The 15,303-nt window shown below is 61.5% G+C and carries 13 protein-coding genes; all 13 read right to left on the bottom strand.

Features of this window, described 5'->3' with window-relative positions:
- Nucleotides 1-2: 2 nt before the first annotated feature.
- On the bottom strand, nucleotides 3-539 hold the full coding sequence (rplF, locus tag QM007_RS03030) for a 50S ribosomal protein L6 (RefSeq protein ID WP_185174283.1): 537 nt from the start codon (nucleotides 537-539) through the stop codon (nucleotides 3-5).
- Nucleotides 540-563: 24 nt separating this feature from the next.
- Nucleotides 564-962, bottom strand: coding sequence for a 30S ribosomal protein S8 (gene rpsH / locus QM007_RS03025; RefSeq protein ID WP_135013745.1), 399 nt, complete (start codon nucleotides 960-962; stop codon nucleotides 564-566).
- A gap of 67 nt (nucleotides 963-1,029) precedes the next feature.
- The gene (gene rplE / locus QM007_RS03020; RefSeq protein ID WP_135013744.1) at nucleotides 1,030-1,590 is read right to left on the bottom strand and encodes a 50S ribosomal protein L5; all 561 of its coding nucleotides are present in this window, start codon (nucleotides 1,588-1,590) and stop codon (nucleotides 1,030-1,032) included.
- Nucleotides 1,590-1,925: a 50S ribosomal protein L24 gene (gene rplX, locus QM007_RS03015; RefSeq protein WP_185174282.1), complete on the bottom strand. Its 336-nt coding sequence runs from the start codon at nucleotides 1,923-1,925 to the stop codon at nucleotides 1,590-1,592. Before rplX ends, rplE begins: the two co-directional genes overlap by 1 nt.
- 3 nt (nucleotides 1,926-1,928) lie before the next feature.
- The gene (gene rplN, locus QM007_RS03010; RefSeq protein ID WP_135013742.1) at nucleotides 1,929-2,300 is read right to left on the bottom strand and encodes a 50S ribosomal protein L14; all 372 of its coding nucleotides are present in this window, start codon (nucleotides 2,298-2,300) and stop codon (nucleotides 1,929-1,931) included.
- Between the two features lie 448 nt (nucleotides 2,301-2,748).
- Complete coding sequence (locus QM007_RS03005) at nucleotides 2,749-4,947, bottom strand: YncE family protein (protein ID WP_283490496.1); 2,199 nt, start codon at nucleotides 4,945-4,947, stop codon at nucleotides 2,749-2,751.
- Nucleotides 4,948-5,096: 149 nt separating this feature from the next.
- A complete protein-coding gene (locus QM007_RS03000) occupies nucleotides 5,097-9,140 on the bottom strand; it encodes a non-ribosomal peptide synthetase (protein WP_283490495.1) in 4,044 nt (1,347 codons plus the stop codon).
- Nucleotides 9,141-9,155: 15 nt separating this feature from the next.
- A complete protein-coding gene (locus QM007_RS02995) occupies nucleotides 9,156-9,383 on the bottom strand; it encodes a phosphopantetheine-binding protein (protein WP_283490494.1) in 228 nt (75 codons plus the stop codon).
- 15 nt (nucleotides 9,384-9,398) lie between these two features.
- A complete protein-coding gene (locus QM007_RS02990; RefSeq protein ID WP_283490493.1) occupies nucleotides 9,399-11,105 on the bottom strand; it encodes a (2,3-dihydroxybenzoyl)adenylate synthase in 1,707 nt (568 codons plus the stop codon).
- A gap of 12 nt (nucleotides 11,106-11,117) precedes the next feature.
- Complete coding sequence (locus QM007_RS02985) at nucleotides 11,118-12,374, bottom strand: enterochelin esterase domain-containing protein (RefSeq protein WP_283490492.1); 1,257 nt, start codon at nucleotides 12,372-12,374, stop codon at nucleotides 11,118-11,120.
- The gene (locus tag QM007_RS02980) at nucleotides 12,374-13,171 is read right to left on the bottom strand and encodes an ABC transporter ATP-binding protein (RefSeq protein WP_283490491.1); all 798 of its coding nucleotides are present in this window, start codon (nucleotides 13,169-13,171) and stop codon (nucleotides 12,374-12,376) included. Before QM007_RS02980 ends, QM007_RS02985 begins: the two co-directional genes overlap by 1 nt.
- A gap of 2 nt (nucleotides 13,172-13,173) precedes the next feature.
- The gene (locus tag QM007_RS02975; RefSeq protein ID WP_283490490.1) at nucleotides 13,174-14,244 is read right to left on the bottom strand and encodes a FecCD family ABC transporter permease; all 1,071 of its coding nucleotides are present in this window, start codon (nucleotides 14,242-14,244) and stop codon (nucleotides 13,174-13,176) included.
- Nucleotides 14,241-15,263 carry a FecCD family ABC transporter permease gene (locus tag QM007_RS02970; RefSeq protein WP_283490489.1) on the bottom strand — a complete coding sequence of 341 codons (1,023 nt, stop codon included), beginning with the start codon at nucleotides 15,261-15,263 and terminating at the stop codon, nucleotides 14,241-14,243. Before QM007_RS02970 ends, QM007_RS02975 begins: the two co-directional genes overlap by 4 nt.
- Nucleotides 15,264-15,303: the final 40 nt, after the last annotated feature.

The following is a 15,303-nucleotide window of genomic DNA, read 5'->3' as shown; positions in this document are numbered from 1 at the left end:
TGTTACTTACCAGCCTTTCCGACCTTGCGACGGATCTGCTCGCCTTCGTAGCGAACACCCTTACCCTTGTAGGGATCGGGCTTGCGCAGACCGCGGATGTTAGCGGCTACCTGGCCTACCTGCTGCTTGCTGATACCGGAAACGGTCAGCTTGTTAGCGCCCTCAACAGCGAAGGTGATACCCTCGGGTGCTTCGATGGTGATGGGGTGTGAGTAGCCAAGTGCGAACTCGAGGTCGGAACCCTTAGCGGTTACGCGGTAACCGGTACCAACGATTTCGAGCTTCTTGGAGTAGCCCTCGGTAACACCGATGATCATGTTCTGAATCAGGGTGCGGGTCAGGCCGTGCAGTGAACGTGATGCACGCTCATCGTTCGGGCGGGAAACGGTGACAACACCGTCTTCGAGTGCAACGGTGATGGGAGCTGCGACCTCGTGGGTCAGCTCGCCCTTTGCACCCTTAACAGCAACTACGTTGCCGTCGATCTTTACCTCAACGCCGGCAGGAACCGAGATGGGGAGACGTCCAATACGTGACATTCTTCTTCCTTTCTCTTCTACCGACTACCAGATGTAAGCGACGACTTCGCCGCCAACACCCTTCTTCGCAGCCTGCTTGTCAGTGAGCAGACCTGAAGAGGTTGACAGGATTGCGATGCCGAGGCCACCGTGTACCTGGGGCAGGTTGGTGGACTTTGCGTATACACGCAGACCCGGCTTGGAAATTCGGCGAACGCCTACAATGGAGCGCTCACGTGAGGGGCCGAACTTCAGTTCGAGGGTGAGGGTCTTACCGACCTTTGCTTCCTCTTCCTTGAAGTCAGCGATGTAGCCTTCAGCCTTGAGGATCTCGGCGATGCGAGCCTTGAGCTTGGAGTAAGGCATTGACACGGTGTCGTGATGTGCTGAGTTTGCGTTGCGCAAACGGGTCAGCATATCTGCGACAGGATCTGTCATAGTCATGGTGGGCTGAGCCCTTCCTCGTTATGGTTTCCTCACCGTGATTCGGTGCGGACCTATAACGTAGTCGTTACTGGGTCTTGAACGGGAAGCCGAGTGCCTTCAGAAGCGCACGGCCTTCATCGTCGGTCTTTGCGGTGGTTACTACGGTGATGTCCATACCACGTACGCGATCGATTGAGTCCTGATCGATTTCGTGGAACATTGACTGTTCGGTCAAACCGAAGGTGTAGTTACCGTTACCGTCGAACTGGCGGTCCGAGAGGCCGCGGAAGTCGCGGATACGGGGAAGTGCCAGGGTGACGAGGCGGTCGAGGAATTCCCACATGCGATCGCCACGGAGGGTGACGTGTGCGCCGATGGGCTGACCTTCACGCAACTTGAACTGTGCGATGGACTTCTTCGCGCGGGTAACGAGCGGCTTCTGACCGGTGATAGCGGTGAGGTCGCGGATGGCACCATCCATGAGCTTCGCGTCCTTAGCAGCTTCACCAACACCCATGTTAACGACGACCTTAACGATCTTCGGTGCCTGCATGACGTTCTCGTACTTGAACTCTTCCTGCAGGGCGGGGGTGACTACTTCGTTGAACTTAGTCTTGAAACGAGGGGTAATCTTTGCTTCGGTCATTAGATGTCCTTACCCGAGCTCTTGGCAACGCGAACGCGAACGGTGCGTTCCTTGCCATTGCGCTCTACGGTCTCGAGGCGGTAACCAACGCGGGTCGGCTTCTTGGTCTCGGGATCAACGATTGCAACGTTTGAAACGTGAATCGGTGCCTCAACCTTTTCGATGCCGCCAGCTTCGCCGGTCATGGGGTTAGCCTTGTTGTGCTTGGTGACGATCTTAACGCCTTCAACCAGCACGCGCTCGGTCTTGGGGAATACCTTCAGAACCTTGCCCTGCTTACCCTTATCTGCACCTGAAATAACCTGTACCAGGTCGCCAGACTTGATCTTAGCCATGAGTTAGAGCACCTCCGGAGCAAGTGAAATGATCTTCATGAACTTCTTGTCGCGCAGTTCGCGGCCAACAGGTCCGAAGATACGTGTGCCACGGGGGTCACCATCGGTGTTCTTGAGAATTACTGCTGAGTTCTCGTCGAACTTGATGTAGGAGCCGTCGGGACGACGTACTTCCTTCTTGGTGCGGACGACTACTGCCTTAACAACGTCGCCCTTCTTTACGGTACCGCCGGGGATTGCGTCCTTGACGGTTGCGACGATGATGTCGCCAATGCCTGCGTAACGACGCTTTGAGCCACCGAGAACACGGATGGTCAGGATTTCCTTCGCACCGGTGTTGTCAGCAACCTTGAGTCGTGACTCCTGCTGAATCATATTTCTCCTGTCGTCTCGCCGGTTCCGACACACGGTATTTTGTGAGCCAGCCTTGCGGAACATTTCTACGGGATGTTGACGCGCCGGTCTCTACCACCGATGATTTCGAGGAGAGTTGGCGGACACGCCTGGGATTTGGTCATGCCCCGAACATCTAGACCCGCATGGAGCGGGCGAACCCCGCGGTATAGCGGCATTATGTTGTGGCACGAAAAAATCCGTGGTTGTGCGGGAAGATATCTCGCACAGACCTATAACTCTACCATAGGGATTTGATCAACAACAGAGTGCTTAGTCACTCTCTTCTGCGGAATAGCAGGTGTTTCGGGGCACAGACACCCCGGTGCCAGCAGGCAGAAAAGCGGGGTGAAAGCAACGCAAAGGTTGCTTTCACCCCGCTCCCCTATCCCGGCATCAGTTCCGGTGGTGGTGCGGCGGTAGAACCTGCCTATGCCTGGCGGCGGCGGGCTACCATCACGCCACCGATGGCAAGGGCAGCAGCGCCAACACCAAAGATGGCAGCTACGCTAACGCCGGTGTGGGCAAGGCTCTTCTTGCCGGAGGTTGCGTTGCTGGAGCCGGTGTTTCCACCGTTGTTAGCTACTGCAGCATCGCTAGATGAGGCAGAAGCGCTGGGGGCGGCGTCCTTAGAGCCCTTGTCATCTGCTGAGGCGCTGGGAGCAGCGCTCTCGCTGGCGTCAGCTGAGGGAGCTGAGCTAGGTGCAGCAGTGGGGGCGGCAGAGGAAGTCGGCTCAGCGGTGGGAGCGGGAACTACAGGCTCGGTGGGAGCAGGGGTGGGCTCCACAATATCCAGACCGGTTGCCGAGTCAACAAAGGTGCCGTAGCCCTGGAAAGCAACCAGAGTGGGGTCTACAGAGACGGAAGTGGGAGCTTCGCAGGAGCCTGCCGGTGCAGCCGCAACAGTCACCTCGATGGGCAGGGTGCGGGCGGTATCGCCGTCCTTGAGGGAACCGGAGAGCACGCGGACGCGGTGAGCTGAGCCCTCTACCCATGCCTGGTTTGCGTTCTCAGCGGTGGGTACGGGCAGGGTAACAGAGAAGTTACCGTCTGCGTCTGCCTCAATGGTGGCAGATACGCCACCCTCCTGGTCCTTGTAGGAGGTGCCGCGGTCGTCGAGCAGGACGCCCAGTACCGAACCGGTGCCGTCGGGGTGCTCGAAGCCGGTGCCGGTGAGCGTCATGGTGCCGCCCTCGGTGACATTGGTGATAACCAGCTTGGCGCCGTCCTTCGCCTCCCCCTCGAAGGAGTTGATGACCTCATCACCTACGGTCGGAGCCACGGCTACTGCCTCACCCGCCACAGCAGTGAACTTGGTGATGACGTTGGCGTTGATGGGGCTGGGATCCGCCTCGACCCAGTTGGCGGGCTGACCTTCAGCGGCGGTATTGGTTAGCCCCTTAATTTCGGTGAAGCTGGTCTTGTACTGGCCGGTCTTGTAGTCAAGGGTGAAGGGAACCTCTACGTTCTCGTATACGGAGGAACGTCCCAGACCGAAGACGCCGTGCGGGGTGACAATCACGTCATTACCGCCCATGCCGTCACCCTGGGTACGGTTGACGGTTGCTGCGATGTTGTGGGTGCGCCCATCGATGACATAGTAGGCGCCGGTCTTGTAGTCGGTGGCGTAGAGCAGATCCTGGTCTTCATCCGAGGTGATTGCTAGGCCCTGGGTGCCGAAGTCAATGAACTTCTTGAAGGCGCCGGTGGTCTTGTCGTAGATACCTACACCGGCGTTCTTGCCGTCGGTACCCTGGCTAGAAACGTAGAGCTCGTTGAGGGAGTTATCGAAGGTGACGTCTGAGGGTACCAGGCCCACGGTGTCATCATTACCCTGAAGAGTTACGGTGATATCGGTTTTGATCTGCAGTGTGTTGAGGTCAACCACGGTGAGCTGGTTGGTGCCAAAGGTGGGGAAGTAACCCAGGCCATTAGCCTCATCCAGCGCGAAGTTCATGACAGAGGTCTTACGGCCGTCTGCCTCAGAGAAGGCAACGGTGGTGATGTAGTCCTGGGTGGCAGCGTCAAAGACCACCAGGCCACCCTGCACACCAACGAACACCTTGCCGTTAGCAATGCGCACCTCGCGGGGGTGGGGGATTTCCACGCGCTCACCCTCGGGCTGATCCAGGGTGGAGAAGACCTTCTTCATGGTGGTCTGATCGAAGGCGGTAACAGAGTTGGTGCGGGTGTTGGTCACCCAGACCAGGTTGTTGGCGTCGTCCACGCCCACGCCGTAGGCACCTGCGACCTGCTTACCTGCGGGGGTTTCCTGATCCCAGCCGCGGGGTGAGTAGTCTGCGGTGTTCAGACCAACGGTGTTGAGCACCTGCATGGTGGCGGGGTCGATCTTGGCAAGGGTGGAGGTCATGATGGGCGGACGACCGCTGGAGCTGGTTGCCCACAGGACGTTGTTCTTGGCGGAGTAGCCACCCATGTACTGGCCGGGTAGGCCCTGGGTCTGGGTGGCGGTGACAGAGACGGGGCGGTACATGCAGGCGTCACCGGTGGAGTCTGCGGTTTCGGCGGCGAAAGCCGCGGGGACTGCGGTGAAGCCACTGGCGAGGATGGCGGCGGTGCCTGCCACAGCGGCGAAGCGCTTGGTCTTCGGGGAGGCGGGGATAGTCATGGAACTACTTCCTTAGAGAATTAGGTGTGTCACGGCTCCAGACCTCAGTGTGGGAGGCCTTTAACCTTTTTGTGTGCCATCACTGATTATCCAGTTAAGTAACCCTTAATATCAAGAAAACACCGCCTATTACGAAACTTTTTCTTATCTTATTTATTGACGATGTTTCGTATAAACTCCCCGAGCCTTTCAGCCCGCACCAGATCCGGGTGAGCCCCGGCTATCTCGACGCTTGTAAATCCTGCTGACGCAAGGGGCTCCCAGGCAGCGACGTCCAGCGTCGGTTGCTCCGGGTGGGGCACGCTCACAGAGAGCAGAGGACTTGAAACAGGGCTGATCTCGGCGTTCCTCATCATGGTGGCAGAAGCCCGCATGGAGGCAATGAGGGTGGCAAGGTGCCGCTCATCCAGGGCGGCGAGCGCCGAACCGCTACCGCGCAGGAGAGTAAGGGCACCGGGTAGACCCGGGTCTGTTTCGGGTTCTATCCCCGCCATGCGCACCAGGGCGCGGTAGGTCTCTGCCTCGCTGGGTTCCGGTAACCCTTGCCATTGGACGGGTGGGTAGGCGTCGAGCAGTACGGTTTGGAGGACGGTGAAGCCCCGGCTGGTGAGTTCTGCGGTGAGCAGGGGTGCAGCGGTACCACCCACGGACCAGCCCAGGAGAACAAGGGTGCGGGTGGGTAGGTGCTCACAATGATCGGCGTAGGTGCGTGCCAGTTCATTGAGGGTACCGGGCCAGGGGGTATCTGGGCTGTCGAACTGTTCTGCTTGGAGGGTATAGACACCGCTGGTCTCTGGCAGGTGGGCGAGGTAGGGGGCATAGCACCAGCCCAGGCCGCCGGCGGGTGGGAGGAAGAGGTAGGCGGGAGCGTCCGGTGCCCGGTGCTCGCGCAGGGTGAGCAGGGGCGCTGTCTCACTCTGGGTGTCGTCTGTGAGCTGATGGGCAAGCAGACTGGGGGCGGGGGCGGTAAAGACTTTAGCCAGGCTGCACTCTAGACCCAGCCTGGTATCGAGCAGGGCAACCAGGCGGAGGGCTGCAAGGGAGTTGCCACCGGCGTCAAAGAAGTTGAGGTCTGCCCCGTACTCTGCGAGGTTGAGGGCTTCGGCAAAAACCTGGCAGAGTTCCTGGACGCGTAGGCTGGTGGGGGCGTCTGGCTCACCTGGTTCAGCAGTAAAGGGGTGGCTGGCGAGTACTTTCCTATCTGCCTTGCCACTGGTGCCCAGGGGAAAGGCGGGGTAGACCGCCCAGAGGGTGGGCACCATGTAATCTGGCAGCGAGGAAGCGCAGGCTTCACGGGCAAGCTTCACGGCATCCTCTTCGGGCTGGGCTGTTTCGAGGAATCCAGCAAGACGTAGCTCTCCGCCGGGAGCCGGTAGGGCTAGAGTAACAGCCGAACTTACCCCAGGAAGGGCGGCGAGGACGGTATCGATATCACCCAGTTCTAGACGTTGGCCGCGGATCTTGACCTGGTGGTCGGTGCGCCCCCGGTAGGCGAGGGTGCCGTCCGGGTTCAGGCTGGCAATGTCGCCGGTGCAGTAGAGCCGCTGGCACCGAATGGTGTGGAAGGCACGGGTGTTAGCCTCGGGATTGTTCTCATAGCCCTGGGCAAGTTGTACCCCGCCTAAATAAAGTTCACCGGGTGTTCCGGCGGGTAGGGGGTGCCCGGCACGGTCTAGGATATGCAGGGTGGTGTTCCAGACTGGGTAGCCGATGGGGACCGGGCTACGGTCGGGCTGGTGGGCGGTGTCCCAGTAGGTGACGTCAATGGCTGCCTCGGTGGGGCCATAGAGGTTAAGCGGGTAGACGCCGGTGAGGCGGTGGCAGCCTGACACCTGCTCACTGTGTAGGGCTTCGCCACTACAGACCAGGTAGCGCAGTGCCAGGTTCTGCCCGCTGAGCTGACGGCCGGCGGCAGGGCTGGTGAGGAAGGCAGAGAGCATGGTGGGTACAAAATGCAGGCAGGTAATGGCTTGCTCGACAAGGACCCGGGCTAGGTAGGCGGGGTCTCGGTGCCCTCCGGGGGCGGCAACCACCACCGCCGCGCCCTCCTGCAGGGGCCAATAGAGTTCCCAGACATGCACATCAAAGGAGATAGCGGTCTTGTGGAGTACCCGGTCGCCCTCACCCACCGGTATCTGCGACTGCTGCCAGCGTAGACGGTTATCCAGGGCACGGTGACTGACGGCAACACCCTTGGGTCTACCGGTAGAGCCGGAGGTAAAGAGAACGTAGGCGGTATCATCCAGCGCAGTGCTGGCACCGGGGTAGGCACCCGCTTCTTGCAGGCTGGCGGGGCGGGTGCTTAGCTCCTCCCAGGCCAGCTGACGGGCACCGGTTTCTTCGGCAAGCGATTCAATGCCGGGGCCGTTGAGAATCAGGCTGATGTTTGCGTCCTGCACCATTGATCCGATTCGGGTATCGGGGAGCTCCGAGGAGAGTGGCACATAGACCGCCCCGGCATAGAGCAGGGCGTAGAGTAGCTCAAACTGGGCGCTACCCCGTTCAGCCCGCAGACCCACCCTGGCACCGGGTTCCAGCCCCTCTGTCAGTAGAGTGCCTGCCAGCTGGCGGGCGCGTTCATCGAGCTGGCGGTAGGTCAGGTGCACAGAGAAGTCCGGTGCCGCTTCCTGCTCCCTGTCTATAGCGCCGTTTGATTCAGCCGGCGCCAGCAGGGCAAGAGCGTCTGGGGTTTTTTCTACCTGCTCCCTAAAGCGACTCAGCAGGGTGGCGTACTCTACCGGGTGTTCGGTGCGGTTGAGCCTTTCCAGGGCTGCTAGCTCTGCGTCAGTAGCGGCACCCAGGGCGTCCAGGGTAGCGTCCTGCCCACAAGCTGCCTCCTGTGCCCATTTTTCGAGCCAGGTGAGCAGGCGCAGGCAGTGGTCAGCGACCTCCTGCCCGGTGTAGAGGGCGGGGTTGCCGTCCACTTCCAGGCTGATGGGGTTGCCGCGCCCTGGGATTCCGCGAGCGCAGAAGGTCATGTCTGCCACGGGCCCGGCGGAGATGTTGTAAATGGTAGCGGTGCTCTCTCCCAGGGGGAGCACCGCGTCGAAGGGCACCACATTGATGTGGGCGCCAAAGAGTCTGCCACCCGTCTGCTCGGCGTGGCGTTCTAGGGTTTCGTGGCGGGTGAGGGCGAGGTTCTGGTTGCGGGTGAACTGGCTAGAGACCGCGCTGAGTGCGTCGGCAATGGGACCGGTGCCCGGCACAGCTACCGGTAGGACGTTGACGGCGGTGCAAGCGGTGCGGGCGGCAACCGCGCCGTAGGGGCGCTGGCTACCGGGCAGGAGCCGGTTCATCTGGGGCAGACCACACTGGGCGTAGGGTTTGCCGCTCATTCGCGCGAGGTAGGAGCCGGTGGCGGCGGTAAAGAGGTGGGGCCAGTGCACGCCGTGGGCTTGGGCGGCGGCCAGTAGGCGGGTTTGAAGGTCGGGGCTAATCGGCAGGGAACGGCGGTGGGCGCGCGGGGAGGGCTGGGCTGTTCTGCCCGCCAGGGAGGTATCCGGTTGGGAAAGCACCAGCGGGGAGGTACTATCTGCTTCCTCAGCGGTGAGGGTTGCCAGCACCTGGGGCGGCAGGGTTTGCTCCTGCCAGCTGGCTTCCTGCCCCTGGGCTAGCTCGGTGTTCTGGGCGTCCGCCTCCACCAGCTCTGCCAGGGTGGCACGGGGCTGGGCGCTTACCTCCTGCCCCGCCGCCAGCTGGCGGTAGAGCGCAGCTACCCTGCCCAGGGCATTGAAGGCGGCAAAGCCGTCTGCCACCAGGTGGTGCACTCCGTGGTAGAACCAAAGCCGCCCGCCCCAGCGCACATAGGCTGAGCGTACGGTCTGCCCGGTAGACAGGTCCAGGGGCAGGGCGGTGAGTTCCTCAGCCCAGGCACGCACGATGGTAGGTAGTCCCTGCCCTGCAGGCTCCTGGTTTCCCTGCCCCGTCAGCACAGCCTCCGGGAAGGCAGGGTTCAGGTTCCTAAAATCCTCCGGGTCCAGTACCTCCCACACGGGCTGTGCACCATCTGCATAGCTACGCACCCGCAGCCCCTCGTTCTCAGCGTAGACCTGTTCCAGTGCCTTACGCATGAGCAGGGGGTCAACGTCCGCGCCGGCCTCTAGGACCTCTGCCGTGTTGTAGCAGGAGTTGGCGGGGTCAAGCTGCTGGGCGAAGAAGATACCACAGGCACTAGAAGTGAGGGGCAGGGGCACGGTGGAGCCTTTCCGTTAGCGGGCTGAGCCGGTGAGGAAGCTGACGGTGGGGTTGGCGATGAGGTCGGTGAACTCGACGCTGTAGCCTTCGGCGGCAAGATCATCGAGCAGGGCAAAGGCGCCCATGGAGTCCAGCCCCAGGGTAAAGAGGTCAGTCTCGGGGCTGGCAAATGCCTCCTGCAGGGAGTCTGCCTCGCTGATGTAGCGGGCAAGAATGGGGCGCAGGGTTGCTTCTGCAATCATGGGTTTCTCCTTGGATTAGGGCTGTTTTTTCAGGTGGGTGAGTAGCTGCTCGCGCAGTTCCCGGCGCGATATTTTGCCGATGTTGGTAACCGGCAGGCTCGAGTAGACCTCCACCCTTTCAGGTATCTTGTAGGCGGCAAGACCGGCGGCGGTGAAGAAGTCGTGCAGTTCCCGGCGGGGGTTGGTAAAGCTAGTGCCGGGGGCTGGAACAACCACCAGGGCGACGCGCTCCCCCACCGTCTTATCAGGAATACCCAGGGCAACAGCGTCGTGAATACCGGGGTGGGTTAGCGCCAGGTCTTCAATCTCATCCACAGCTATTTTTTCGCCATTGCGGTTAATTTGGTCCTTTGCTCTGCCGGTCACTTCGATGTGCCCGCCGGGGTGTACCTTCACAATATCTCCGGTGCGGTAGAAGCCGTCCTCGGTGAATCCGTCCCGGTTGGCTCGATCCTCCCGGTAGTAGCCTCGAATCGTGTAGGGGCCTCGTGTGAGCAGGTGCCCGCTCTGACCCTCAGATACATCGCGGTCGTAGTCGTCCACCACACGAATCTCGTCATCAGGGCTGATGGGGGTTCCCTGGGTAGTCAGCACTGTTTCTTGGGGATCACCGGCGCGGGTGTAATTCACCAGCCCCTCTGCCATACCGAAAACCTGTTGGAGGTGGGCACCCAGCACCGGCTGGATACGGGCGGCAACGGCGGGCAGGAGTTTAGCGCCGCCCACCTGCACGGTGGAAAGGCTGGCAAGATTGGGGGCTCGACGCTCGGCGGAGGCTATCCATGCCTGGGCAAGCGGGGGCACCAGGGCGGCAAAGGTGACCTGTTCTGCCTCAATCAGGCTAAAGGCGGTCTGCGGGCTAGGATCAGCGGCAAAGACCAGGGAGGCACCTGCATGGAAGGCACCCAAAATACCCGGCGAGCTCATGGTGAAGTTGTGGGCGGCGGGGAGCACCACCAGCATGCGGGTATCTTCGGTCAGCCCGCAGATACGGGCGGACTCCCGCACCGAGTAGAGGTAGGCGGCGTGGGTGCGGGGAATCAGCTTGGACACCCCGGTGGTACCACCGGAGAGCTGCAGGAAGGCAACCTGTTCGCTGGGTCGGTCAGACTCCCCGGTGCGTACGACGGCAACGGGAGCCTCCAGGGGCTGCTCTGCCGGTTCCAGGGGTTCGGCAACGTCCACCACCACCGGAGGTACCAGCCCCTCCCCCACCAGCTCACCGGCATAGGTTTCATAGAGGGCAGCAAAATCAGCGCCACCGGTAGCCGTCGAGAAAACGTGTGCTGCCGCGTCGGTCCGCCGTGCAAAATGCGCCAGTTCCTTCTGCCGGTGCTGCGGTAGGCAGAAGACCGGCAGGGCACCCGCCCAAAAAATACCCAGCAGGTAGACCAGGTACTCAGCAGTATTGGGGAGCTGGAGCAACACCCGGTCGCCAGGACCCACACCGGCCTCACTGAGCCTGCGAGCAGCGGCGGTAGCATAGCGGGCTAGTTCACCATAGGTCCAGCGCACCTGCCCGGGTTTACCGTCCTTGCCCGGCAGAGAGTGTGCAAGTGCTACTAGTCCCTGCCTGTCTGCATGACTACGGCAGGCAGAAAGTAAGAAGTCCGGGATAGTTTCCTCCACCCAGTAGCCGAGTTCACGGTAGCGAGCAGCAAAGGCTTCAGGAATGAGAGGGGTTGATTCAAGAGGTGTGCGTTGGGAACTGTAGGTGAGCACGGTTTCTCCTTTCTAGCGGGTACGAAGACGGGCTAGGGCGTCAATGATGGAGCCGCGCCAGCAGGCGTAATCATGGCCGCCGTTGTAGATGCTGTAGGTCAGTTTCAGGGGGAAATCTGCCAGTTGCGCTCGCAGTTCTTCGTGCGGGGGGAGAAGCACCCATTCCTGTTCGCCCACCTCAATCTGCCAGTGCAGGTGGGCAAGTCGTTGCTGGTCGCCTGTCTTAGCCAGCGCGGTGAGGGCATTGGCAAGGACCGGTTGCCAGAGCGAGGCGGAGGACGAAATGACGGAGGTAAAGACCTCCGGGCGGTGGACACTGGCAAGCAGGGCAGAGAGCCCGCCCAGCGACTGCCCCACCAGGGTAACCCCGGTGGTTTCTGCCAGCTCCCCCCGAGTGTGCAGTGCTGGGAGCAGGTCATCTGCCAGATAGTCGGCAACGGGAGCGCTTCCATCCAGCTCCGCCCAGCGGGTTAGACGCCCACCGGAGTGCAGGAAAACTGCCTGAAGGTCGGGAAGTATGCCGTCCCGGTGGGCCGCTGCCAGGGAGGCGGGTAGCCCCATAGCCTCCCAGACCTCGCCGTCAAAGAAAATGACGGTGGGCAGGGGGTTTTTGCTCTGCCCCAGGGCATGCACGGTGTAGGTGCGTTCACCGTGGGTAAGCCAGCGCGCTGGCTCCTGGCTTTGGCAGGTGGTAGCGTCCAGGCTGTAGGGCTGGGGTGGGGCGTCGGGTAACGCAACCAGCCCCATGACGGTGCCCGCCCGGTTGAGACAGGTGGCAGGGTTGGTGGGGTCACCAAAGCCTGCGTCCAGGGCGGCGCGCAGCTGCACCTGGTTATCAGCGTCCATCCAAGGGCGGGGTTGTCCGGGGTAGGCGGGTATAAAGCAGTAGGAGGCACGCCAGGTTGTTGCCATGCGGTAGCTAATGGCCCAGTAGTCGGTTCCGTCGATGTTCTCTAGCAGGGAGCTGGCGAGGTTCTTTTCGTCGGTGAGGCGGTTGACGAAGATAAGCACCTCTTCGGCACCAGCGTCGTGCCAGAGGAAGGTGACGGTGCGCTGGTTGGCAGGCAGGAGGTTTCCATCGCCGTCCACCGTTTCAAGAACGGGCGTTCCTTTTTCTGCCCAGGCTTCGATAGCCCCTTCTAGTTCCTGCCCCCGGTAGCGCGCCCGTAGCTGACTTAGCCCATAGGAGCAGGTGCGCGGGGCGGGCGTGGGGCGCGAGATCTTGGGTGGAGTGCGCAGTAGCTGGGCTTGCAGGTGTTCGGTAGCCATTAGAGCGCGTCCTCTTCAACGCGGGGAATCACCAGGGGTGTGCCGGAGCAGGGGTCGGCAATAATCTTGGAGTCCACGTCAAAGACCTGCCGGATAATCTCCTCGGTCACGATGTCCGCCGGGCGCCCCTGGGCAAGAATCTCACCATCTTTCATGAGCACCACATGGGTGGCGTAGCGGAAGGCGAGGTTGAGGTCGTGCAGCACCACGGCAACGGTGTGCCCGGCACGGTGGAGCTTTCGGGTGAGGTTGAGTACCTCTAGCTGGTGGGTAATATCCAGGTAGGTGGTGGGTTCATCCAGCAGAATCAACGGGGTCTGCTGGGCAAGGGTCATGGCGATCCAGACGCGCTGGCGCTGGCCACCGGAGAGGGCTTCGATGGGACGGTCGGCAAGTTCCAGGACGTTGGCGGCGGTCATTGCCTCGGTGCAGGCGGCATCGTCCTCGGGGCTCCAAGAACGCAGTAGGGACTGGTGGGGGTAGCGGCCGCGGGCGACAACGTCCGCAACCGTGACGCCGGAGGGTGCATCGGGGGTTTGTGGGAGCATGGCAAGGATTTTGGCGATGTCCTTGGACTTCATGCCGGGTAGAGGCCTGCCATCGAGCCTGATTTCTCCGGTGCGTACAGGATTGACGCGGGCAAGGGCCTTGAGCAGAGTGGATTTTCCACAGGCGTTAGGGCCGAGGATAACGGTAAGTTCGCCTTCGAGCAGGGAGAAGTCGATGGTGTCTAGCACCTTACGGTCACCATAGCCGACGGTAATACCGTGGGCGGTGAGTCTCGTCGTAGATTCCATGGCTAGTTTTTCCGTTCTGTGGCGATGAGGTAGATGAGGTAAATGCCGCCGAGGGCACCGGTGACGACACCGACTTGGAGGGTGGTGGGTAGGGCATACTGGCCGATGAGGTCTGAGCTGAGTACCAGGAGGGCACCTGTGAGGGCGGAAGAGCCAAGGGCTGTGCCGCTGGCTCGGGTGATGGTTTTGGCAATGTGGGGGGCGGCGAGCGCGACGAAGGCGAGAGGGCCTGTGGTGGCGGTGGCGAGGGAGACAAGGAGGACACCGATAAAGAGGGAACCGATACGCAGAGAACTGACTCGAACGCCCAGACCTGCGGAGACGGCGTCACCGAAGCGGAGAGAGGTGAGGGGGCGTGCCATGGCAAGTAGGAGGGGTAAGAGAATGAGGAGCGCAAGGGCGAGGCTGCCGGTTTTAGTCCAGTTCATGGTGTTGAGGGAGCCTGCCAGCCAGCTGGCAGCGGTTTGTGCCTGGGTGAGGGAGGCACGGACGACCAGTAGGGAGTTGATGGCGGAGAGAGTGGAGCCCACGCCAATGCCGATGAGGACGAGGCGGAAGCCTTGGAGACCGGTGTGGCGGGTGAGGAGATAGACCAGAAGGGAGGTGGCAAGTCCACCGGTAACCGCGCCGACAGCTATGCCGGTGGGGCCTGCGTTGAAGGCAATGATGTTGATGAGGGCTCCGGTGGCTGCCCCGTAGGTAAAGCCGATGATGTCTGGAGATCCGAGGGCATTTCCGGAGATGGTTTGGAAGATGGAGCCGGAAAGCCCAAGGGCTGCGCCGACGAGCAGGGCGGCTATGATGCGCGGGGCACGCACTTCGGTAACGAAGTAGATGCCGAGTTTGGTGCCTTCGCCAAAGATAGCCTGCACGACCTGGGTGGGTGTAAGGGGGTAGTCGCCCCGAGTCATGGCCCAGATTCCAAGCGTGAGGATGAGGGCGATGATGGTGAGATTGTAGGCGGTGAGTCGCAGGGGAACTTGGGCACGGATTCCTGCCCAAAGGGTGAGGCAGCGGCGACCAGCGAGGTCACGGGTAATGCTGAGGGGTGGGAGGCTACGGTAGGTTGTCATGAGAGAGCTACTACCTTCCTGCGGGCCATGAGGGCAACAAAGAGGGGCGCACCGACCAGGGTTGCGATGATACCAACGTGGGTTTCTTCGGGGGCGATGATGGTGCGGGCGAGGACGTCTGCTCCCAGGAGCCAGGCAGGCCCTAGGATGAGGGAGCCGGTGGTAACCCAGCGAACGTCATTGCCGAGTAGGGCCCGCACGATGAAGGGAACGGCGAGGCCGACGAAGGAGATGGGCCCTATAGCTGCGGTAGTAGTACCGGCGAGTAGGGTGACAGCGAGCAGGGTGAGCAACTGGGTACGTTTAAGGTTAATACCCAGGGCTATGGCGGCTTCTTCACCGGCGCCCAGGGCGTTGATAGCGGGGCAGACCCAGGCGGCGAGCGCCAGACCCAGAAGCATGATGGGGAAGACGGCGAGTACGGTGTCAAAGGTTCGAGCTTCGAGGGAGCCTGCTGCCCAGAAGCGGAACTCGTTGTAGGCATCAGCGTTAGCGAGAATCAGTGCCTGGTTGACCGATGAGAGAGCAGCGGAGATAGCAACACCTGCGAGCGCGAGTTTGACCATGGAACCGCTTTTTCCGCGTCCGAGTAGGTAGACGGCAATACAAGTGATCGCTGCACCGATGGAGGCCGCTGCCATGTAGCCCGCTATACCGATAACCCCAAAAAGGATGACCGAGAAAACCACGGCAACGGAGGCTCCGGCATTGATGCCGAGTAGCCCGGGTTCTGCCAGAGGGTTGCGGGTAAGAGACTGCATCAGGGAGCCGGCTACGGCAAGGGACGCACCGCAGAGGGCACCCAGGGTGGTGCGGGGTAGGCGCTGGTCCCAGATGATGGTGTTCACACCGGGGTCTGCCCCGCCGGCGAGTGCCGCCCAGACCTGGTGTCCGGGGATCGGGTTGGAGCCGAAGCGAATGGAGAGCACCAGGGCAGTAACTGCCAGGAGCGCGAAGAGGGCAAGCCAGAGTAGGCGGCGCCGGGTGCGGGCGCTGTCTCTGACGGGCGGGTTGGGCACGGTCTACTCCGGGGTCGCTGGTGGGTGTGTGTAGGGGATG

Source organism: Rothia sp. SD9660Na (assembly GCF_030064065.1).
Taxonomy (GTDB): Bacteria; Actinomycetota; Actinomycetes; order Actinomycetales; family Micrococcaceae; genus Rothia.
Note: the sequence above shows the minus strand (reverse complement) of the source record. Positions and strands in the feature narration are given on the sequence as shown.

Excerpts from the sequence above, each read along its gene's own strand:
- rplN (WP_135013742.1), bottom strand. The coding sequence starts at position 2,300 with ATGATTCAGCAGGAGTCACGACTCAAGGTTGCTGACAACACCGGTGCG.
- QM007_RS02995 (WP_283490494.1), bottom strand. The coding sequence starts at position 9,383 with ATGATTGCAGAAGCAACCCTGCGCCCCATTCTTGCCCGCTACATCAGC.
- QM007_RS02985 (WP_283490492.1), bottom strand. The coding sequence starts at position 12,374 with ATGGCTACCGAACACCTGCAAGCCCAGCTACTGCGCACTCCACCCAAG.
- QM007_RS02975 (WP_283490490.1), bottom strand. The coding sequence starts at position 14,244 with ATGACAACCTACCGTAGCCTCCCACCCCTCAGCATTACCCGTGACCTC.
- rplX (WP_185174282.1), bottom strand. The coding sequence starts at position 1,925 with ATGGCTAAGATCAAGTCTGGCGACCTGGTACAGGTTATTTCAGGTGCA.
- QM007_RS03005 (WP_283490496.1), bottom strand. The coding sequence starts at position 4,947 with ATGACTATCCCCGCCTCCCCGAAGACCAAGCGCTTCGCCGCTGTGGCA.
- rplE (WP_135013744.1), bottom strand. The coding sequence starts at position 1,590 with ATGACCGAAGCAAAGATTACCCCTCGTTTCAAGACTAAGTTCAACGAA.
- rpsH (WP_135013745.1), bottom strand. The coding sequence starts at position 962 with ATGACTATGACAGATCCTGTCGCAGATATGCTGACCCGTTTGCGCAAC.
- rplF (WP_185174283.1), bottom strand. The coding sequence starts at position 539 with ATGTCACGTATTGGACGTCTCCCCATCTCGGTTCCTGCCGGCGTTGAG.
- QM007_RS02980 (WP_283490491.1), bottom strand. The coding sequence starts at position 13,171 with ATGGAATCTACGACGAGACTCACCGCCCACGGTATTACCGTCGGCTAT.